Source organism: Enterobacter cloacae complex sp. HYC074_NIDB, assembly GCF_056673345.1.
In genome coordinates this window covers 532,086-552,612 of the sequence record NZ_CP114214.1, presented here as the reverse complement: position 1 = coordinate 552,612, position 20,527 = coordinate 532,086, and the positions used below count along the sequence as shown (strand labels likewise).

Genomic DNA, 20,527 nt, shown 5'->3' with positions numbered 1-20,527 from the left:
ATACTACATACATATTCTTTTGTGGCTTGGATCGAAAAAAGGACTCCTCAGATGATTAAGTTTAGCGCAACGCTCCTGGCAACGCTGATTGCGGCAAGCGTTCAGGCAGCGACGGTGGATCTCCGTATTATGGAAACCACCGATCTGCACAGCAATATGATGGACTTCGATTACTACAAAGATACCCCTACGGAAAAATTCGGACTGGTACGCACGGCAAGTTTGATCAACGCCGCCCGCGGTGAAGTGAAAAACAGCGTGCTGGTTGATAACGGGGACTTAATTCAGGGCAGCCCGCTCGGCGACTACATGGCGGCGAAGGGGCTGAAAAAAGGCGAGATCCACCCTGTCTATAAAGCGATGAACACCCTGGATTATGCGGTTGGCAACCTGGGCAACCACGAATTTAACTACGGCCTGAAATACCTGCACGACGCGCTGGCAGGGGCAAAATTCCCGTACGTTAACGCCAATATCATCGACGTTAAGACGAAGAAGCCGCTCTTCACCCCTTATCTGATTAAAGAGACCGAGGTTGTCGACCAGGACGGTAAAAAACAGACGCTGAAAATCGGCTATATCGGTTTTGTACCGCCGCAGATCATGACGTGGGATAAAGCCAACCTCGACGGGAAAGTAACCGTCAACGACATTACCGAAACCGCGCGCAAATACGTGCCGGAGATGCGGGCGAAAGGGGCGGATGTGGTGGTCGTCGTGGCCCACTCCGGCCTCTCGGCCGACCCGTATCAGGTGATGGCTGAGAACTCCGTGTACTATCTCAGCCAGGTGCCGGGCGTGGATGCGATCCTGTTTGGTCACGCCCATGCCGTCTTCCCGGGCAAAGATTTCGCTGATATCAAAGGCGCGGACATCGAAAAAGGGACGCTCAACGGTGTGCCATCGGTGATGCCGGGCATGTGGGGTGACCACCTTGGCGTGGTGGATCTGGTGCTGAATAACGACAGCGGAAGCTGGAAAGTCACGCAGTCGAAAGCGGAAGCGCGTCCGATCTACGACGCTGCGGCCAAAAAATCTCTGGCAGGGGAAGATAAAAAGCTGGTCGACGTCCTGAAGCATGACCACGACGCGACGCGTGAATTTGTCAGCAAGCCGATCGGTAAATCGGCTGATAACATGTACAGCTTCCTCGCGCTGGTACAGGATGACCCGACCGTGCAGGTAGTCAACATGGCGCAGAAAGCCTATGCGGAGCACTATATTCAGGGCGATCCGGATCTGGCAAATCTGCCGGTACTGTCTGCCGCGGCGCCATTCAAAGTGGGCGGACGTAAGAACGATCCGGCCAGCTACGTTGAGGTGGAAAAAGGCCAGCTGACCTTCCGTAATGCCGCCGATCTCTACCTCTATCCCAACACACTCGTGGTGGTGAAAGCCACCGGGAAAGAGGTGAAGGAGTGGCTGGAGTGCTCTGCCGGACAGTTCAACCAGATCGATCCGCACAGCAGCAAACCGCAGTCGCTGATTAACTGGGACGGTTTCCGCACCTACAACTTCGACGTGATCGACGGCGTGGATTATCAGATTGACGTTACCCAGCCCGCGAAATATGACGGCGAATGTCAGGCCATTAATCCGCAGGCAGAACGCATCAAAAACCTGACCTTCAACGGCAAAGCGATTGATCCGAATGCCACTTTCCTGGTGGTGACCAACAACTACCGCGCCTATGGCGGTAAGTTTGCCGGTACGGGTGACAGCCATATCGCCTTTGCCTCACCGGATGAGAACCGTTCGGTGCTGGCGGCGTGGATCAGCGCGGAGTCGAAAAAGGCGGGTGAAATTCATCCGGCGGTGGATAACAACTGGCGACTTGCGCCGATCCACAGCGACACTAAGCTGGATATTCGCTTTGAGACATCTCCGTCCGATAAAGCAGCCGCGTTTATCAAGGATAAGGCGCAGTATCCGATGCAAAAGGTCGCGACGGATGATATTGGGTTCGCGATTTATCAGGTGGATTTGAGCAGGTAGCGATGATTGTGCCGGGTGGCGGCTTCGCCTTACCCGGCCTACCCGCAATCCTCGATCCCGTAGGCCGGGTAAGCGCAAGCGCCACCCGGCATTTCATGCCGCACGCTCGTCCCTATTCGCCATCACCTGCGGCGTATTGACCTCAATCCAGTCGGCCAGCGCGGCCACCTTCTCGCTTACCTCCCGCCCCAGCGGCGTCAGGCTATACTCCACATGCGGCGGCACGACCGGATACGACACGCGATCGACAAACCCGTCATGTTCCAGCGCCTGTAAAGACTGAGCCAGCATCTTCTCGCTGACGCCGCCCATCTTGCGGCGCAGATCGCTGAAGCGATGCGTCCCCTGACGTAACGCCACCAGGATCAGCACGCCCCAGCGGCTGGTTACGTGTTTGAGCACCTCCCGTGACGGGCACTGTTCCGCAAAGAGGTTGCCATCGCGCATTTGCTCGCTGAGCGTTGGTATTGTTGTTTTCATACTTACCTTTTTGTACGTACTTACTAAAAGTTAGTTAAGGTGATAGTGTGCCACAACACCAGACAAACACGAAGGAGATTCATCATGATCGCGATTACCGGCGCAACCGGCCAGCTTGGCCAACACGTTATTGAAGAACTACTGAAAACCGTTCCGGCCAGCCAGATCGTGGCTATTGTGCGTAACCTGGCGAAAGCCGAAGCGTTGCGTCAGCAAGGGGTCGTTGTGCGTCAGGCGGATTACACCGATGAAGCCGCATTTACCACCGCGCTGAACGGCGTGGATAAACTGCTGCTCATCTCCTCCAGCGAAGTGGGCCAGCGCGCCGTACAGCACCAGAACGTGATAAACGCCGCCAAAGCCGCCGGGGTGAAATTCATCGCCTATACCAGCCTGCTGCATGCTGACAAATCCCCGCTGGGTCTGCACGTTGAGCACGTCGAAACCGAAAATGCCCTGGCGGCCTCCGGCGTGCCTTACGCCCTGCTGCGCAACGGCTGGTACACCGAAAACTACCTGGCAAGCGCGCCGCCAGCGCTGGAACACGGCGTGTTTATGGGGGCCGCAGGCGAAGGCAAAATTGCCTCTGCGACCCGTGCGGATTACGCGGCGGCGGCAGCGAAAGTGATTTCTGAAGAGGGTCATGCCGGCAAGGTGTATGAACTGGCGGGTGATAATGCCTGGACGCTGAGCGAACTGGCTGCGGAACTGAGCAAGCAGAGCGGTAAGCCGGTAACGTATCAGAACCTCAGCGAAGCCGATTTCGCCGCTGCGCTGAAGGGCGTTGGTCTGCCTGCCGGGCTGGCGGAAATGCTGGCGGACTCCGACACCGGCGCGTCCAAAGGCGGCCTGTTCGACGACAGCCATACCCTGAGCAAGCTCATTGGCCGCCCAACCACACCGCTGGCGGAAAGCGTCAAAGCCATCCTGTAGTTGTTAAAAATTGGTTATTTTTTGTGGCGTCCCCTCGGGTCATCTCTGATAATGAAGCGATGACCCACAAGGAGGCTCACCGTGCAAGGCGTACCGGAACAGTTCACTGATGAGAGAGACAGCGCGCGCTTTCGCCATCTGGCGCAGCTGCCGGGCCTGGAGCTTTATCACGCCCATATCTCTGACTACGCCTTCGAGCCGCACACTCATGAAGCCTTCGGTATCGGCACCATCGAAACCGGTGCCGAACGCTTCCGCTATCGCGGTACCCAGCATCTTGCCGCGGAAAAATCCGTCGTGACCATGAACCCGGACGAGATCCACACCGGGGAATCCGCCACTGAAGGCGGCTGGCGCTACCGGATGGTCTACATCGAACCCGACCTGCTGGAAGAGGTCACTGGCCTGCGTCACTGGTGGTTTAGCGACGTCACGCGTCACGATCCGCTGCGCTCGCAACAGATAGGCCAGTTGATTTATGGCCTGTGGCACACGGACGATCCGCTGGCGCAGAAGGGGCTGCTACTGGATTTGATTCAGACTTTTCAGCCGCTGGCCCACCATGCGCCGGTGGTGCAGGAGGCCACGCACCGCTTCGAACGCGTTCGCGACTACCTGCACGACAACTATATGCGCTCGCTGACCCTGGACGAGCTGGCTAACGTTGTCTCGCTCAGCCCGTACCATTTTCAGCGCCAGTTCAAAGCCCATTTCCACGTTACGCCCCACCAGATGCTGATGGCCATCCGGCTGTGGCGCGCCAAAGCATTCCTCACCCATGGCATGCCTGCCGCCGAGGTGGCCGCCGCGACCGGGCTGACCGATCAGTCGCACCTGACCCGCGCCTTCACCCGTCGCTACGGCATCACGCCCGTGCGCTACCAGAAACAGGTTATGCCGCGCTAATGCGCAACCTCATACAATACGCGCCCGTTTTGCCCTCCTACACTGAGCGCAAAGTGAATCAAGATGGATGGAAGAATGATTAGCGGCGTGTTGTATGCCCTGCTTGCGGGTTTGATGTGGGGGCTGATTTTTGTCGGCCCGCTGATTGTGCCGGAGTACCCGGCAATATTGCAGTCGACCGGACGTTACCTGGCGCTGGGGCTGATTGCCGTGCCGCTGGCGTGGCTGGGGCGCGCGCGTCTGCGTCAGCTGGGCCGCCAGGACTGGCTCACCGCGCTGGGGCTGACCATGATGGGTAATCTGATCTACTACGTCTGTCTGGCGAGCGCCATTCAGCGCACCGGTGCGCCGGTGTCGACCATGATTATCGGCACGCTGCCGGTGGTCATCCCGGTTTTCGCGAACCTGCTTTACAGCCAGCGTGACGGCAAACTGGCGTGGTCAAAAATGGCGCCGGCGCTGGTCTGCATTGCCGTGGGGCTGGTGTGCGTGAATATTGCCGAGCTTCGCCATGGTCTGGAAAATTTCAGCGTGTGGCGTTACGGTTCAGGGATCTTTCTGGCGTTTATTTCGGTTGTCTGTTGGGCCTGGTATGCCCTGCGCAACGCACGCTGGCTGCGGGAAAACCCGGATAAACATCCGATGATGTGGGCGACGGCGCAGGCGCTGGTCACCCTCCCTGTCTCGTTGCTGGGCTATGTGGGCGCGTGTGTCTGGCTGGGTAGCCAGCAACCGGCATTTACCCTGCCCCTCGGACCGCGCCCGTGGGTATTCGTCGGGCTAATGGTCGCCATTGCCGTGCTCTGTTCGTGGGTGGGCGCGCTGTGCTGGAACATTGCCAGCCAGAAGCTGCCGACGGTGATATTAGGGCCGCTGATTGTCTTTGAGACGCTGGCCGGGCTGCTCTATACCTTCCTGATGCGTCAGAGCGTGCCGCCGCTGCTAACGGCCTGCGGGATCGCGCTGCTGGTCGTTGGGGTGGTGATTGCGGTGAGAGCGAAGCCGGAAAAACCGATGGTCGTTCCGGCGTCGGAGGGGTGAGCTTTTCGCCCGGCGGCGCTTCGCTTGCAGGGCCTACAAAACCGTAGGCCGGGTAAGCGTCAGCGCCACCCGGCACAGTATCAGAACGTTTCCCAGTTCGCTTCAGACGCCGCCGCGACGGGCTGCGCTTTAGGTGCATAGGTCTTTACCGGCGCGGCTTTCACCGCCTGATTGCGGGTGATCTTAAACACTGCCACCGCGTCGTTCAGGCGTGCAGCCTGATCTTCCAGCGCCGCCGCCGCCGCCGCAGACTCTTCCACCAGCGAGGCATTCTGCTGGGTGACGCGATCCATCTCCGCCACCGCCTGACCCACCTGGTCGATACCGCGGCTCTGTTCGTCGGAGGCCGACGCAATCTCACCCATGATGTCCGTCACGCGCGTAACCGCATTGACGATCTCCGCCATCGTCGCGCCCGCCTCATTCACCAGCTGAGAGCCCGCGTTAACACGCTCGCCGGAATCATCGATCAGCGCTTTGATCTCTTTCGCCGCCTGCGCACTGCGCTGGGCAAGGGTACGCACCTCGCCCGCGACAACCGCGAAGCCACGTCCCTGCTCGCCCGCGCGCGCCGCTTCTACCGCCGCGTTCAGCGCCAGAATATTGGTCTGGAAAGCAATGCCGTCGATCACGTTAGTAATTTGCGCGATTTTGCTGGAACTGGTGGCGATTTCGTCCATCGTCCGCACCACGCCTTCCACCACGTTACCGCCCTTCTTCGCGGTGGAGGAGGCGTCCAGCGCCAGGCGTGACGCCTGACGCGCGTTATCGGCGTTTTGCTTCACGGTAGCGGTTAACTGTTCCATGCTCGCTGCCGTCTCTTCCAGAGAAGCGGCCTGCTGTTCGGTACGGGAGGAGAGATCGTTGCTGCCCGCCGAGATTTCACCCGCGCCAGTGTAGATGGTATCTGCGCCTTCACGCACCACGCCCACCGTGTTGGCCAGCGCAGTCTGCATCTCCTGAACGTTGCGCGCCAGGATCGCCATTTCATTTTTACCCTCAGCCTGAATCGGCTGGGTTAAATCCCCTGCGGCAATGGCGCGGATATGGTTGATCACCTCTTCCAGCGGCAGCAGCAGCACGCGGCGCATCGCAATCCAGCTGGAAATAATCACCGCGATCACCAGCAGCATCACCGCAGAAAGGATCCACAGAATGCGTTTGTAGTCGCTTTCATTGTCCTGGATACCTTTGGCGGTCAGCGCGGCCTGCGCCTCACGCCACTCGCGATAAACCTTTTGCATCGCGGTCTGCTTCTGTTCGGCATTTTGTTTGAACATATCTTCCAGATTGCCCTGCCCCAGCAGAACGTTCATTTGCGTCAGCGTGGCGGAGTAGACGCGGTACTGCTCTTCCAGGCGATCGGCCAGGTGCTCGTCCATACCCGGCGTTTCCGGCAGCGCATAGTATTTATCGTAATGGGTCTGGGCATCGGCCAGCAGGTTTTTCGCGGTATTGACCAGCTCGTTCAGCTGCCCGCCGTTAATCTGCGACGCCATGCTGCTTTGCAGGCGCAGCATGCCGCGGTTGAGGGTGACGCGCGCCTGGTTCAGGCTGATCCAGGCGTCGGTAAACTCCGCGACGTTCTGGCTGGAAAGCTGAGAAACGGTGAAGTTCTCTTTATCGTTATTGAGTGCATTAATGAAAATGCCAGCGGAGATCAGCTGCATGATGCCGAGCACAAGCAGCACCGAAATCAAAAGAGTAATGACTTTTATACGTTTAAACATGCGTTGCCTTATTTATATACAGGTATTGTCTGACCTGTATCTATCGGCACGCGCGGCAGGTTGTTTACTGTTTCTCCACCTTTAAAAACTTTCGAAAGCCCTTTTCTGCATTCAATCAGCAAGTTAAAAGCATGCTTTTTTTGTGATCCCTTTCTCGTTTTCACCCTTGCCTCTAAAGGGTTATAGTATCCACTTAAAGATGCATTTAAAATGCACCTTATATTTCTGATGATGAGGTAACTGCTATGGCCTTCCGCGACCAACCCTTAGGCGAGCTGGCGCTCTCCATCCCTCGCGCTTCTGCGCTGTTCCGTAAATATGATATGGATTACTGCTGCGGTGGTAAGCAAACGCTGGCGCGCGCAGCGTCGCGTAAAGAGCTGGATGTAGAGGCTATCGAAGCGGAGCTGGCTCAGCTGGCTGAACAGCCCGTCGACAAAGACTGGCGCACTGCGCCGCTGGCTGAAATCATCGACCATATCATTGTGCGTTACCACGATCGTCACCGCGAGCAGCTGCCGGAGCTGATTTTACAGGCGACCAAAGTTGAACGCGTTCATGCCGATAAACCTTCCGTACCGCGCGGCCTGGCGAAATACCTGACCATGCTGCACGAAGAACTTTCCAGCCACATGATGAAAGAGGAGCAGATCCTCTTCCCGATGATCAAACAGGGCATGGGCAGCCAGGCCATGGGGCCCATCAGCGTGATGGAAAGCGAACATGATGACGCCGGCGAACTGCTGGAAGTGATTAAACACACCACCGACAACGTCACACCGCCGCCAGAGGCGTGCACCACCTGGAAAGCCATGTACAACGGCATTAACGAGATGATCGACGATCTGATGGAACACATCAGTCTTGAGAATAACGTTCTGTTCCCGCGTGCATTAGCGGGGGAATAAAAAAGCCCGGCGGCGCTAGCGCTTACCGGGCCTACAACGTCCGCGAACGTAGGCCGGGTAAGCGTCAGCGCCACCCGGCAACATGCTTAACGCATGCTCGCCATACGTTTCTTACCGATAAACAGCCAGCCCAGCCCCAGCGCAATAAACCACAGCGGCGTGACGATCAGCGCCTGGCGGGTATCTTCTTCCAGCGTCAGCAGCACCAGCACGAAGACGAAGAACGCCATGCACACCCAGCACATCAGCTTGCCCAGCGGCATCTTGTAGATCGACTTCTCATGCAGGTGTGGACGCTGTTTGCGGTACACCAGGTATGAGCAGAGGATAATGGTCCAGACGAACATGAACAGGATCGCCGACACCGTAGTGATCATGGTGAACGCGCCGATTACGCTCGGGTTGACGTAGAGCATCACCACACCGCCCAGCAGACAGATGCAGGAGAAGGTCAGCCCTTTCGCCGGTACCGCGCGTTTAGACAGTTTGGCAAACGCGCTCGGAGCAACGCCCTCCTGCGCCAGACCGAACAGCATACGGCTGGTGGAGAAGACGCCGCTGTTCGCGGAAGAGGCCGCAGAGGTCAGCACCACGAAGTTAATCAGGCTCGCGGCAGCAGGCAGTCCCACCAGCACGAACAGCTCGACGAACGGGCTCTTGGTTGGCACCACCGAACTCCATGGCGTCACGGACATAATGACGATCAGCGCGAACACGTAGAACATGATGATACGCAGCGGAATGGAGTTGATCGCGCGCGGCAGGGATTTCTCCGGATCTTTGGTTTCCGCCGCCGTGGTACCGACCAGCTCAATCCCGACAAACGCGAACACCGCAATCTGGAAGCCGGCAAAGAAGCCGCTGATCCCTTTCGGGAACCAGCCGCCGTCATTCCACAGATGGGCAAACGACGCCTGTACGCCGGTTGGCGACTGGAAGTGCGTCAGCACCATCACCAGCCCGACGACAATCAGCGCGATGATGGCGACGATTTTGATCATCGCGAACCAGAACTCCATCTCACCGAACATTTTAACGGTGGCGAGGTTCAGGCTCAGCAGCAGGACAATCACCGCCAGCGAAGCCACCCAGTCCGATAGCCCTGGGAACCAGAATTGCGCGTACGCCGTGATGGCCACAACGTCAGCCATGCCGGTGACCACCCAGCAGAACCAGTAGGTCCAGCCGGTAAAATAGCCCGCCCACGGGCCGAGCAGGTCTGACGCGAAGTCGCTGAAGGATTTGTATTCAAGATTCGAGAGCAGCAATTCACCCATTGCACGCATCACGAAAAAGAGCATAAAACCGATGATCATATAAACGAAGATGATCGACGGGCCGGCAAGACTGATGGTTTTGCCCGAGCCCATAAACAGCCCTGTGCCGATGGCTCCGCCAATGGCAATAAGCTGAATGTGACGGTTCGTGAGATTTCGCCGTAGCGACTGTTCAGACGTCGCCTCTTCTGCGGCGGCGACTTTGACCTGATCTACCATGTGATATTTTCCTGTTTATGCCTGTCTGTGTTGTTAAGGCTCTTCTGGCCTTTATTTACGCCAAATAAATGACGGCCCCTGTGTAAGGACTAATCGATAGTAGGTAAGAATCGGCGGGATGAATACTATGATTTGAATATTATGTTAATAATATGTTGAAAGTGAGTGTCATATCACTCATACAGCGCGAAACAGCTCACAAAAATACACGTAACAGTTTCGTTTGCAATACAAAATGTTGATTCCGTCGTAACTCCGGGTTTTATCGCTATTTTCCTCTCCCCGATCGGAGAGAGGAAAATAAGAAAAACCGATTACAGGATTTCCAGCAGCTCGACTTCAAACACCAGGGTGCTGAATGGCGGAATGGACGCGCCAGCGCCACGCTCGCCGTAAGCCAGGTTGTGCGGGATAGTCAGTTCCCATTTGGAACCTACTGGCATCAGGGTCAGGGCTTCGATCCAGCCTGCGATAACGCCGTTGACCGGGAACTCAGCCGGTTCGCCACGCGCTACGGAGCTGTCGAACACGGTACCGTCGATCAGCTTACCGGTGTAGTGTACGCGAACGTGGTCGGTACGCGCCGGGATTGCGCCATCACCCTGATTGATTACGCGGAACTGCAAGCCGGACTCGGTGCTGTTCACGCCTTCACGCTCACGGTTCTCTTCCAGATATTTCACGCCTTCTGCCGCCATCTCTTCGAAACGCGCGCGACGTACGGCGTCAGCACGTTCGTGGATTTCACGCAGCGCACGGTGCACAACGTCAACCGGCACAGCGGGCTGCTTGCCTTCCAGCGCGTCAGCGATACCCGCCACCAGCGCTTCCGGTAACAGACCTTCCAGGCCGGATTCGCTCAGCTGCTGTCCTACCTGCAAGCCGATGCCGTAGCTTGCCTGCGCTTCGATAGTGTCAAAAGTCGGGGTGGTCATGGGTTTTCCTTCCATCACATTTAAAGTAGCGGGCAGCATATCAGCCATGCCCTTATGGGTAAAACTTTGTCTTAAGTAAAGGTGACAAACTGCGACGAAACGGAAACAATAGTAGCCGTCAGGATTTTCCCTAATATATGTCACGAAAGCTGGCTTTGTTACGCCCATCAGGCAGTTAGCAAACTACACTTCTCAGGACAGGATAAAAAGACGCGGAGCAGGAGGAGAGCCATGCCCGGGCGATTTGAACTGAAACCTACCCTGGCGAAAATCTGGCATGCGCCGGATAACTTTCGCATCATGGACCCGCTGCCGCCTTTGCATCGCAGAGGCATTATCATCGGCGCGTTGCTGATCGTCATCGGCTTCCTGCTTCCTTCCGGCAGTGACAACGTTGATACCGCGCCGGTCAGCCGGAATGCTGAGCTGGATATCCAGTCGCAAAGCCAGCCGCAGCCTGGTTCACAGCCGATGCAGACGCAGCTGGTCACACCGTCTAACGATCCGGGCCAGGTTGCGCCGGTTGAACCTGAACCTGTTCAGGAAGATCAGGAGCAGGCCGCCGCCCCTTCAGAGCCACAGGCGCAACAGCCCACCGGCATTGAGCAGCAGTGGCGTTCGTATCGCGTAGAGCCTGGGAAAACTCTTGCCCAGCTGTTCCGCGACCACAATTTGCCAGCAACGGATGTGTATGCCATGGCGCAAGTCGAGGGGGCAGGCAAGCCGCTCAGCAACCTGCAAAATGGTCAGATGGTGCAGATCCGTCAGAACGCCAGCGGCGTGGTGACCGGGTTAACGATCGATACCGGAAACGGGCAGCAGGTACTGTTTACCCGCCAGCCGGACGGCAGTTTCATCAGAGCACGTTAATGGCCCAGGCCGGGTAAGGCGATGCCGCCACCCGGCACTTTTGTTCTCAGGCACGCCGTTTATTCACCCACCAGATCCCCGAGCAGACCAGCACCAGCGCAATCGCGTATTTGATGTCCAGAATGTTTTCGCCGAGGAAGATGGCGGAGAGCACCGTCCCTGCTACAGGTATGACAAAGTTGAACGGGGCAATCATACTCACGCGGTTTACTTTCAGCAGCGCGCTCCACAGGGCGAACGCCACGGATGAGAGCAGCGTCAGATACCCCAGCACGGCGACGGCTTTCATGCTGTGCACCTCCAGCGTCCCGCCCGTGGCATAGCCTCCCGCAACCAGTGCCGCCCCGCCTATCCCCAGCTGCCATCCCGTCATCACCGTCGGGTCAACGGTCTGGGAAATGCGTTTCCCGTAAAGCGTGGCCGCAGAGAGAATAAAGGCGGCCAGCACCACAAATCCGTCACCTTTCCACACAAACTGGAACTCACTTAACCCGCTGTGGAAGTTCACCAGCATCACCCCGGCAAAGCCCAGAACACACCCCAGCGTTTTGTTATAGCTGAGTTTGTCGTTGTGGTAGATAAAGTGCGCCAGCAGCACGCTGAAGAAGGTCCCGGTGGCATTCATGATGGAGCCGTTCACCCCGGTCGTGTAGGCCAGGCCGATATAAAAGAAGGTGTACTGGAGGGAGGTCTGGGTCAGTCCGAGGATCGTGAGCTGGCCAAACTGCGTGGGCGTGAGCCTGCCAATCGGTTTTCGCTGGGCCAGGGCAAAAAGCAGCAGCAACGCGCCGGCAAACAGAAAACGGTATCCGGCAAAGACGACTTTGGAGGGGATATCATCGGTCGCGATCTGAAAGAGTTCGTAGCCACTTTTAATGGCCGGGTACGAGCTTCCCCAAAGCAGACAGCAGAGCGTGGCGCAGGCATAGGCCACATTTCGACGGGCAAAGACGGGCGTGGGCAGAGCAGTATCCATGACAAATCTCATAAATAAAATTGCGTTTCAATTTATTATCAGAGAATGAGTCAGGAATAGCGACCTTACAAGAGCAAAAGATGACGCAGGGTCACGCTAAAAAGCAAAACGCCGGCACAAGGCCGGCGCTTCGACGCGAGCAGAGTAAAAAATTACTCAGCTACTACGTTAACAACCAGTTTAGCGAACACTTCGCTGTGAACCTGGAAGTCAACTTCGTGCTCACCAGTGGTACGCAGAACGCCGTTCGGCAGACGAACTTCGCTCTTAGCCACTTTAACGCCTGCCGCAGTAACTGCATCAGCGATATCGCGGGTACCGATGGAACCGAACAGTTTACCTTCGTCGCCAGCTTTGGACGCGATGGTAACGGTGCCCAGTGCGTTGATTGCTTCAGCGCGAGCGTTAGCAGCCGCCAGAACGTCAGCCAGTTTGGCTTCCAGTTCAGCACGACGTGCTTCGAAAAACTCTACGTTTTTCTTAGTAGCTGGAACAGCTTTACCCTGTGGAACCAGGAAGTTACGAGCGTAACCCGCTTTAACGTTTACCTGATCACCCAGGCTGCCCAGGTTTGCTACTTTATCAAGCAGAATAACTTGCATTACCTTATCCTCTTAAAGTCGTATTAATGGACCGTGCCCGATTACTGATGACGATCAGTGTACGGCAGCAGAGACAGGTAGCGAGCGCGTTTGATAGCGCGAGCCAGCTGACGCTGATATTTTGCACGAGTACCGGTGATACGGCTTGGGACAATCTTACCGCTTTCGGTGATGTAGTTTTTCAGCGTTGCGATATCTTTATAGTCGATCTCTTGAACGCCTTCCGCGGTGAAACGGCAGAACTTGCGACGACGGAAATAACGTGCCATATGGCTAGTCTCCAGAATCTATCAAATCAATCTGCTCGGCATGCAGAACCATTTTGCTCAGGCCGTTCTTTGCCTTGTGGCAAGAAATGAACCCCTGAACGATTACTGCGCTACCGACCGTTAAACTGTGAGTAATGGCCTGGTTTTCGTGTCCGCTAATAATTACGGGCATTTGGCACCACGCCTGCCGGTGAAACCCGGCTTCCTCTTGCACAGAACGATGCTCAAGCACGAACTGGCAATGCGGAATTCCTGATGGGCTGACCTTTCGAAGGGGGGTCCTGCACACGGTGCCGGACAACACCAGACGGTTGGTCATCAGAAATTACTCTTCAGAATCCCCAGCATCAGAATCATCTGCGGTTTCGTTTGCGAAATCATCGCGACGCTCACGGCGCTCGTCTTTCGCTTTAACCATCGGAGATGCTTCGGTCACTGCGTGTTTGGTACGCATAACCATGCTGCGGATAACGGCATCGTTGAAGCGGAAGGTAGTTTCCAGCTCATCGATCACTTCCTGCGGAGCTTCAACGTTCATCAGAACGTAGTGTGCTTTGTGCAGTTTGTTGATCGGGTAAGCCAGCTGACGGCGGCCCCAGTCTTCCAGACGGTGGATCGTGCCTTCTGCACCAGTGATGGCAGCAGAGTAACGCTCGATCATGCCCGGAACCTGTTCGCTCTGGTCAGGGTGGACCATAAAAACGATTTCGTAATGACGCATCGAATTGCTCCTTACGGATTATTCAGCCTCCTGTCTGGGTCAGCCGAGGCCCGGGGAGGCAAGGAACGTGTTAAAGGTCGGCTGAAAAATTGACGCGTCATAATACTTGCGCCCCCCAGGAAACTCAAGCTGATTGCACAAATAATTCGCACAAAGGGTAAAGCTGTTCTAAGTGGGTGATTTAAAATCGCACTCATCAGAAGCGCTGTTTTTTTGAACAACATCATCAGAAATGGTCACCCATCCCAACCCGGGTAGCGATTACACTTTAATCAGAAACCCTGAACAGAGAAGGAGAGCATTCCCCCGTATCACAGCACGCAGTCGTGGAGCGCATATCATGAAAAGAATCGCAATCGCCATTTTGGCTGCGCTTTTGCTCAGTGCAAACGCGATGGCAGCCATCAGAATAGACAGCCAACAGGCCAGAAACATGGATGATGTGCAGAGCTTAGGCGTTATTTACATCAATCATAACTTCGCCACTGAAAGTGAAGCAGATCAGGCGCTTAATGAAGAAACCGATGCGCAGGGCGCAAAATACTATCACGTCATGCTGACACGTGAGCCCGGCAGCAACGGTAATATGCACGCCAGTGCAGATATTTACCAGTAACGCTTTATCGCTAGCACCAGGAAAGCCAAAGAAAATCAAAGCCATATATAATTTGCCCCCTGCCCGGGGGCTTTTTTATGAATGGCTCCGGAATACCACCGGTTACAACTGTTTCGGTATTCCAGAGCACTTATTCACTTCTGCCCGTAATAAGCATTCGGGCCGTGCTTACGCATGAAATGCTTGTTCATCAGATAATCATCAATGCCCTGAAGCTGTGGGTTAATGCCGCGCGCAATCCACGCCATTCTGGCCACCTCTTCCATCACCACCGCGTTATGCACGGCGTCATGCGCATCTTTACCCCAGGAGAATGGACCATGCTGGTACACCACAATACCCGGCGTATGCAGTGGTTCCGTCTCACCCAGCGTTTCGATAATGACCCTGCCGGTGTTAAGTTCGTACTCGCCTTCGACCTCAGTCTGCGTTAACGCCCGCGTGCAGGGAATATCACCGAAGAAGTAGTCCGCGTGCGTTGTACCCAAAGCAGGGATCGCCAGCCCGGCCTGTGCCCAGGCGGTGGCGTGCGTGGAATGGGTATGTACAATCCCCCCCAAGGACGGGTAACGCTGGTACAGCGCCAGATGGGTTGCCGTATCAGAAGAAGGACGCCATTTGCCTTCAACGACCAGTCCTTCCAGGTCAACCACCACCATATCGTCCGCTTTCATGGCGTCATAGGCCACGCCGCTCGGCTTAATCACCACCAGCCCCTGCTCGCGATCGATGGCGCTTACGTTGCCCCACGTAAACGTCACCAGTCCATAGCGCGGGAGATCCATATTGGCTTCAAAGACCTTCTGTTTCAGCTTAAGCATGTTCCGCCTCCATCAGTCCTGCCCGCGCCATGCGCTCGCACACCCAGTCCCGGGCTTTCGCCACTTCTGCCGCCGGATCGTCCGCGGTTTCGCTCCACATCTCAATCAGGTAAGGCCCGCAATAACCTGTCTGTTTGAGCGTTTGGAAGCACCGTTCGAAATCCACCACCCCGGTGCCGAACGGTACGTTTTTAAACACGCCGGGACGGGTATCTTTAACGTGCACCGCCACGATATGCCCGATGCCCGCCTGAAGCTCCATCTGTACGTCGTTATCCCATGCCGACAGGTTGCCGATATCCGGATAAAGCTGGAACCACGGGTTATTCAGATAGTGCGCGTAGCCCAGCGCCTTGCTGATGGAGTTCATCAACGGATAATCCATGATCTCCATCGCCAGCGTCACCTGCGCACGGCTTGCCATCTCAACGCTCTCTTTCAGGCCGTCACGGAAACGACGGCGCGTTTCATCATTGGCTTCCTGATAGTAAACATCATAACCCGCCAGTTGGATCACGCGGATGCCGACATCCTGTGCGAAGCGAATAGCTTTACGCATGATCTCCAGCCCTTCGGCGCGTACGGCATCATCTTCGCTGCCAAGCGGAAAACGACGATGAGCGCTCAGGCACATGGATGGCACGCGCACGCCGGTTTCGGCAATGGCGCTCACCAGCGCCAGACGCTGGTCGCGGCTCCAGTCCAGGCGAGCAAGACGCTCGTCCGTCTCATCCAGCGACATTTCGACAAAATCGAAACCCAGCTGCTTCGCCAGCTGTAACCGCTCCAGCCAGCACTCCCCCGCAGGGAGTGCCTTTTCATAGATGCCAAGCGGGACCTGTTTTGACAACATACCCGCTCCTTAACCCCAAAGCTGAGCGATTGAGCGTTTAAACTGACGCGCAGCTTCCACCGGAGATTCCGCATCGCGAATGCTACGACCGGCAATAAAGACGTGAATTGGAATCCCCTTGAACAGCGGCAGATCCTCCAGCGCCAGGCCACCGGTTACGGTCACTTTGAAGCCCATATCGGCCAGACGTTTGATCGCGCTGATATCGGCTTCACCCCACGCCACGCCTGCGGCCTGCGCATCACGGCTGCGGTGATAAACCACCTGCTGGATACCTGCTTCGCGCCACTCCTGCGCCTGCTCCCAGGTCCAGAAACCGGTCAGTTCAATCTGCACGTCGCCATTGAACTCCTTCGCCACGTCCAGCGCGCCTTTCGCAGTGTTGATATCCGCACAGCAGATCACGGTGACCCAGTCGGCGTTGGCTTCAAAGCACATGCGAGAGAGAATTTTGCCCGCATCGGCGATTTTGGCATCCGCCAGCACGATTTTATGCGGATAGAGCGCCTTCAGGTCACGAACCGCACGAACGCCTTCGCCCACGCACAGAATGGTGCCGACTTCGATGATGTCCACTTCTTCCGCAATCAGACGGGTGGTTTCGTAAGCGTGAGACAGAGTCTGGTTATCCAGCGCGACCTGCAACATTGGTAATGACATTTTCAATTCCTCTTAAACGGCCGCCGCAGTGGCGTTATCAATTAAATCCAGCACGTCCTGCGCGGTACGGCAGGCGCGTAAACGGTCAAAATTAGCTTCATCATCAAACAGATTGACGATCTGCATGATGCCCACCTCCTGGTGGGTATTGGCATCGACAGCCGCCATAGTGATAAGGATGTCGACCGGGTCGTTATCTTCGTGGTTAAACACCAGCGGCGTTTTCAACGTCACCAGCGCGAAGCCGGTTTTCTTGACGCCCTCTTCCGGGCGGCCATGCGGCATCGCCAGGCCTGGCGCAATCACAAAGTAAGGGCCATGCTGCGCCACGCCATCCAGAATCGCCTGGTAGTAACGCGGCTCGACAACGTCAGCCTTAACCAGCAGATCCACGCTCAGCTTCACCGCTTCTTGCCAGGTGCTGGCTTCGGCCTGTAAAAGGATGGAGTTATTCTCTGCCAGCGAATCACGTAGTTTCATGTGGCATCCTTACTTCACGTCTTGTGGGAAGTGTTCTTTGATCACTTCCAGCAGCTTTGGTCCGAAATCCGCAGGCGACAGCATGTTGCGTACGCCTACCACGTATTTGTTGCCCGACACGCTAATCTCGCCGGCAATGTGCGTTGAGGCGATGATGATGTCCGCGCCGTTCAGTTCACTTTTGTATTCACCCACTGCGCAGCTGTTCACCGTGTGGTCAATGTTTGACTGGGTTAAAAACTGGTCCACTTTCATCTTCATGATCATGGAGCTACCTTGCCCATTGCCACACACAGCCAGGATACGTACGGTCATAATCGAAACTCCTTAATGAGCAGACACTTCTGCTGTTTGTTTTTCCGCATCTTCTTCAGCCCGCAGCGAACGGCCAGCGAAGAACATATAAGCCAGGGCAATCAGGATGATGACGGCCATAAAGACCAGCCCGACGGACGCAAAGCCCTGCATCATCGGCGGCGCCAGAATTGACCAGTCCGCCATGCCCATCCAGGCGCTCATGCCGGTGAGCTTGACCGCCCACACGCACCCGAAGATTTCAACCATGCCCATCACCAGGCAGATCTTGAGCGCTGCGCGCCATCCGCCGAAGTGGTTAGCAAACACGCCGATAGTGGCGTTGGAGAAGAACATCGGGATAAAGCCAGGAATAATCAGGATTGAGGAGCCACAGCCCACCAGAATGCCGACCGCAATCAGCTGGCCGATGGTGCCCCACATAAAGCCCCAGACAACGGCGTTTGGCGCAAAGCTATAGATAGCCGCACAGTCAATCGCCAGCACCGCGCCAGGGATCAGGCGCTGGGAGATGCCGTTAAACGCTTCCGACAGTTCGGCGACGAACATACGCACGCCCTGGGTGATGATGAAAATAGCAACAGCGAAGGAGAAACCGGTTTGCAGGATATAGACCGTCCAGTGGGTTTTACCCGCCATCGCCTGCACCACGTCAATGCCAAAGGAGAGCAGGATGGCGCCGAAGAAGATGGTCATCACAATTGCCGTGGAGACGATGTTGTCGTGGAAGATATTCAGCCAGCCAGGCAATTTGAGATCTTCAACACTCTCCTCTTTTTTGCCCAGGTACGGCGCGACTTTTTAAGCAATCCAGGAGGCGAACTGCTGCTGGTGACCGATGGAGAAACCGCAGCCGTCCGTAACGTCCTGCGTTGGCTTATACATCATGTTGGAGGTGATGCCCCAGTAAAGTGAGACCAGCACTGCCGTGCAGATGACCGTTGTCCACATTGGGTAGCCGAAGATATAGAGAGAAACGGCAATCAGACCCGCCTGCTGGAACATGATGTGCCCGGTGAGCATGATGGTGCGAATACCGGTGATACGGCGCAGGAGCACGTAAATGATGTTCAGCGCCAGCGCGAGCAGTACCGCATACCCAACCCAGCTGTATGCATCTCCCATGCGATCGATGGTGGCCATCATGGACGCGTAAGTGTCAGAGATGGCGCCGTTAATGCCGTACACCTCTGACATTTTGGCAACAACCGGCTTAAACGTGCTGGTCAGAATGCCAGACCCCGCCTGCAACAGCATAAAACCAATGATGGTTTTGATGGTGCCTTTGATAATCACGCTGACGCTTTTGCGCAGCAGGATGTACCCCAGGCACGTCACGATACCCAGCAACAGCGGGGCGTTGGTCATTACCTGATTAAAGAAAACGGTAAAGACGTTGTAGAGGATCTCCATAACTCTCTCCAGAAAATGAGAACACGAGGGGCAATCCCTGTGTGGTTGGTGTCATCACTCTATTAATCACAAATAATCATCACAAGATTGCATTTGATTATTTGTGACGGATCACGCAATTTATTTCCATGGCGTTAGTAATGATTTTCACTACCGAACCATTCCAATAAATAAACTCTTAATTTTCAGTACATTAATCATTTATAGCGGTTATCTTATCAACGTCATGATGTTTTTTCTGTGATGTAGCGAGGGGAATTTTCCGTAAATAAGCCATTGCAAATCGATTTAAACAGTGCCAGCATTAATCACAACAAGTCACAGTGTGATTACTTTTGATTAAAACCAGGAGTCAAACGATGAGTAAAGTGAAAACCATCACCCGTGAATCATGGATTCTGAGTACCTTTCCGGAGTGGGGTAGCTGGCTGAACGAAGAGATCGAGCAGGAACAGGTTGCTCCTGGCACATTTGCGATGTGGTGGCTGGGCTGCACCGGGATCTGGCTGAAATCAGAAGGCGGCGCCAACATTTGCGTTGATTTCTGGTGCGGCACCGGCAAACAGAGCCACGGCAATCCACTGATGAAAAAAGGCCACCAGATGCAGCGTATGGCCGGCGTTGAAAAGCTCCAGCCGAACCTGCGCACCACGCCTTTTGTGCTTGATCCTTTTGCCATTCGCCAGATCGACGCCGTTCTCTCTACCCACGATCATAACGATCATATCGACGTGAACGTGGCGGCAGCGGTAATGCAAAACTGCGCGGACGACGTACCGTTTATCGGGCCGCAGACCTGCGTGGATTTGTGGATTGGCTGGGGCGTGCCAAAAGAGCGCTGCATCGTGATGAAGCCGGGCGACGTGGTGAAAATCAAAGACATTGCGATTCACGCGCTGGATGCCTTTGACCGCACAGCGCTGATCACCCTGCCTGCCGATCAGAAAGCCGCTGGCGTACTGCCAGACGGGATGGATGAGCGCGCGGTGAACTATCTGTTCAAAACGCCTGGCGGTTCCCTGTATCACAGCGGTGACTCCCACTACTCCAACTACTACGCGAAGCACGGTAACGAGCACCAGATTGACGTGGCGCTTGGCTCTTACGGTGAAAACCCGCGCGGGATCACCGACAAAATGACCAGCGCGGATATGCTGCGTATGGCCGAAGCGCTGAACACCAAAGTGGTGATCCCGTTCCACCATGATATCTGGTCAAACTTCCAGGCCGATCCGCAAGAGATCCGCGTCCTGTGGGAGATGAAAAAAGACCGCCTCAAGTATGGCTTCAAGCCGTTCATCTGGCAGGTTGGCGGCAAGTTCACCTGGCCGCTGGATAAAGACAATCTTGAGTATCACTACCCGCGTGGTTTCGATGATTGCTTTACGATTGAACCCGATCTGCCGTTCAAGTCCTTCCTCTGATACCGAGGCCCAATCGCCAGACCCTGCGTCTGGCGATGTCATTTTTATTTTAGTAATTTCACGCTATTTCAAATATCATCTTT

22 protein-coding genes and 1 pseudogene are annotated in these 20,527 nt (G+C 55.6%); 8 read left to right on the top strand and 15 right to left on the bottom strand.

Going from position 1 to position 20,527, the window contains the following annotated elements:
* Positions 1-51 precede the first annotated feature (51 nt).
* Positions 52-1,995: a bifunctional 2',3'-cyclic-nucleotide 2'-phosphodiesterase/3'-nucleotidase gene (locus O1724_RS02695; RefSeq protein WP_126297125.1), complete on the top strand. Its 1,944-nt coding sequence runs from the start codon at positions 52-54 to the stop codon at positions 1,993-1,995.
* Between the two features lie 93 nt (positions 1,996-2,088).
* On the opposite strand, the gene O1724_RS02690 is transcribed toward O1724_RS02695, so the two are convergent.
* Positions 2,089-2,475, bottom strand: a complete 387-nt coding sequence (locus O1724_RS02690; protein WP_022650268.1) for a winged helix-turn-helix transcriptional regulator — start codon at positions 2,473-2,475, stop codon at positions 2,089-2,091.
* An 84-nt stretch (positions 2,476-2,559) separates the two neighbouring features.
* On the opposite strand from O1724_RS02690, the gene O1724_RS02685 reads away from it, so the two are divergent.
* The 3 genes from O1724_RS02685 (at position 2,560) to O1724_RS02675 (ending at position 5,355) form a co-directional block, all read left to right on the top strand.
* Positions 2,560-3,408 carry an SDR family oxidoreductase gene (locus O1724_RS02685; protein WP_022650267.1) on the top strand — a complete coding sequence of 283 codons (849 nt, stop codon included), beginning with the start codon at positions 2,560-2,562 and terminating at the stop codon, positions 3,406-3,408.
* Between the two features lie 81 nt (positions 3,409-3,489).
* A complete protein-coding gene (locus O1724_RS02680; protein ID WP_023315272.1) occupies positions 3,490-4,314 on the top strand; it encodes an AraC family transcriptional regulator in 825 nt (274 codons plus the stop codon).
* 75 nt (positions 4,315-4,389) lie between these two features.
* On the top strand, positions 4,390-5,355 hold the full coding sequence (locus O1724_RS02675) for a DMT family transporter (protein ID WP_032608363.1): 966 nt from the start codon (positions 4,390-4,392) through the stop codon (positions 5,353-5,355).
* Between the two features lie 80 nt (positions 5,356-5,435).
* On the opposite strand, the gene O1724_RS02670 is transcribed toward O1724_RS02675, so the two are convergent.
* Positions 5,436-7,085 carry a methyl-accepting chemotaxis protein gene (locus O1724_RS02670; protein WP_003856047.1) on the bottom strand — a complete coding sequence of 550 codons (1,650 nt, stop codon included), beginning with the start codon at positions 7,083-7,085 and terminating at the stop codon, positions 5,436-5,438.
* Positions 7,086-7,330: 245 nt separating this feature from the next.
* Between O1724_RS02670 and ytfE the strand changes: the two genes are divergently transcribed.
* A complete protein-coding gene (gene ytfE, locus O1724_RS02665) occupies positions 7,331-7,993 on the top strand; it encodes an iron-sulfur cluster repair protein YtfE (protein WP_003856046.1) in 663 nt (220 codons plus the stop codon).
* An 86-nt stretch (positions 7,994-8,079) separates the two neighbouring features.
* On the opposite strand, the gene cycA is transcribed toward ytfE, so the two are convergent.
* On the bottom strand, positions 8,080-9,489 hold the full coding sequence (gene cycA, locus O1724_RS02660) for a D-serine/D-alanine/glycine transporter (RefSeq protein WP_003856045.1): 1,410 nt from the start codon (positions 9,487-9,489) through the stop codon (positions 8,080-8,082).
* A 314-nt stretch (positions 9,490-9,803) separates the two neighbouring features.
* A complete protein-coding gene (bamJ, locus tag O1724_RS02655; protein ID WP_008502892.1) occupies positions 9,804-10,424 on the bottom strand; it encodes a BamJ family beta-barrel-assembly machinery protein in 621 nt (206 codons plus the stop codon).
* Positions 10,425-10,655: 231 nt separating this feature from the next.
* Here bamJ and O1724_RS02650 point away from each other — a divergent pair, with 231 nt between their 5' ends.
* The gene (locus O1724_RS02650; RefSeq protein ID WP_045330822.1) at positions 10,656-11,294 is read left to right on the top strand and encodes an OapA family protein; all 639 of its coding nucleotides are present in this window, start codon (positions 10,656-10,658) and stop codon (positions 11,292-11,294) included.
* Positions 11,295-11,340: 46 nt separating this feature from the next.
* Here the strand turns inward: O1724_RS02650 and O1724_RS02645 are convergent, their stop codons facing one another.
* From O1724_RS02645 to rpsF, 5 genes are all read right to left on the bottom strand, one after another.
* A complete protein-coding gene (locus O1724_RS02645; protein ID WP_017383942.1) occupies positions 11,341-12,270 on the bottom strand; it encodes a DMT family transporter in 930 nt (309 codons plus the stop codon).
* A gap of 152 nt (positions 12,271-12,422) precedes the next feature.
* Complete coding sequence (gene rplI, locus O1724_RS02640; RefSeq protein ID WP_003856039.1) at positions 12,423-12,872, bottom strand: 50S ribosomal protein L9; 450 nt, start codon at positions 12,870-12,872, stop codon at positions 12,423-12,425.
* A gap of 41 nt (positions 12,873-12,913) precedes the next feature.
* Positions 12,914-13,141, bottom strand: coding sequence for a 30S ribosomal protein S18 (gene rpsR, locus O1724_RS02635; protein WP_000135199.1), 228 nt, complete (start codon positions 13,139-13,141; stop codon positions 12,914-12,916).
* A gap of 4 nt (positions 13,142-13,145) precedes the next feature.
* A complete protein-coding gene (gene priB / locus O1724_RS02630; RefSeq protein WP_003856035.1) occupies positions 13,146-13,460 on the bottom strand; it encodes a primosomal replication protein N in 315 nt (104 codons plus the stop codon).
* A gap of 6 nt (positions 13,461-13,466) precedes the next feature.
* Positions 13,467-13,862, bottom strand: coding sequence for a 30S ribosomal protein S6 (gene rpsF / locus O1724_RS02625; RefSeq protein WP_003856034.1), 396 nt, complete (start codon positions 13,860-13,862; stop codon positions 13,467-13,469).
* 340 nt (positions 13,863-14,202) lie between these two features.
* On the opposite strand from rpsF, the gene yjfY reads away from it, so the two are divergent.
* Entirely contained in the window at positions 14,203-14,478 is a 276-nt protein-coding gene (gene yjfY, locus O1724_RS02620; RefSeq protein ID WP_017383944.1) for a DUF1471 family protein YjfY, read from the top strand.
* Positions 14,479-14,612: 134 nt separating this feature from the next.
* Here the strand turns inward: yjfY and O1724_RS02615 are convergent, their stop codons facing one another.
* The 6 genes and pseudogenes from O1724_RS02615 to ulaA all read right to left on the bottom strand — a co-directional run bounded on the left by O1724_RS02615 (position 14,613) and on the right by ulaA (position 19,020).
* Entirely contained in the window at positions 14,613-15,299 is a 687-nt protein-coding gene (locus O1724_RS02615) for an L-ribulose-5-phosphate 4-epimerase (protein WP_126297126.1), read from the bottom strand.
* Positions 15,292-16,152 (bottom strand): L-ribulose-5-phosphate 3-epimerase, encoded by an 861-nt coding sequence (locus tag O1724_RS02610; protein WP_003856027.1) that lies wholly within the window; start codon positions 16,150-16,152, stop codon positions 15,292-15,294. The genes O1724_RS02615 and O1724_RS02610 overlap by 8 nt, the downstream gene beginning before the upstream one ends.
* A gap of 9 nt (positions 16,153-16,161) precedes the next feature.
* The gene (gene ulaD / locus O1724_RS02605; protein WP_003856025.1) at positions 16,162-16,812 is read right to left on the bottom strand and encodes a 3-keto-L-gulonate-6-phosphate decarboxylase UlaD; all 651 of its coding nucleotides are present in this window, start codon (positions 16,810-16,812) and stop codon (positions 16,162-16,164) included.
* Between the two features lie 12 nt (positions 16,813-16,824).
* Complete coding sequence (ulaC, locus tag O1724_RS02600) at positions 16,825-17,292, bottom strand: PTS ascorbate transporter subunit IIA (protein WP_003856024.1); 468 nt, start codon at positions 17,290-17,292, stop codon at positions 16,825-16,827.
* Positions 17,293-17,301: 9 nt separating this feature from the next.
* Positions 17,302-17,607, bottom strand: a complete 306-nt coding sequence (ulaB, locus tag O1724_RS02595; RefSeq protein WP_003856022.1) for a PTS ascorbate transporter subunit IIB — start codon at positions 17,605-17,607, stop codon at positions 17,302-17,304.
* 12 nt (positions 17,608-17,619) lie between these two features.
* Positions 17,620-19,020, bottom strand: a pseudogene (ulaA, locus tag O1724_RS02590) (PTS ascorbate transporter subunit IIC).
* 359 nt (positions 19,021-19,379) lie between these two features.
* Between ulaA and ulaG the strand changes: the two are divergent.
* Complete coding sequence (ulaG, locus tag O1724_RS02585; protein WP_126297127.1) at positions 19,380-20,444, top strand: L-ascorbate 6-phosphate lactonase; 1,065 nt, start codon at positions 19,380-19,382, stop codon at positions 20,442-20,444.
* Positions 20,445-20,527: the final 83 nt, after the last annotated feature.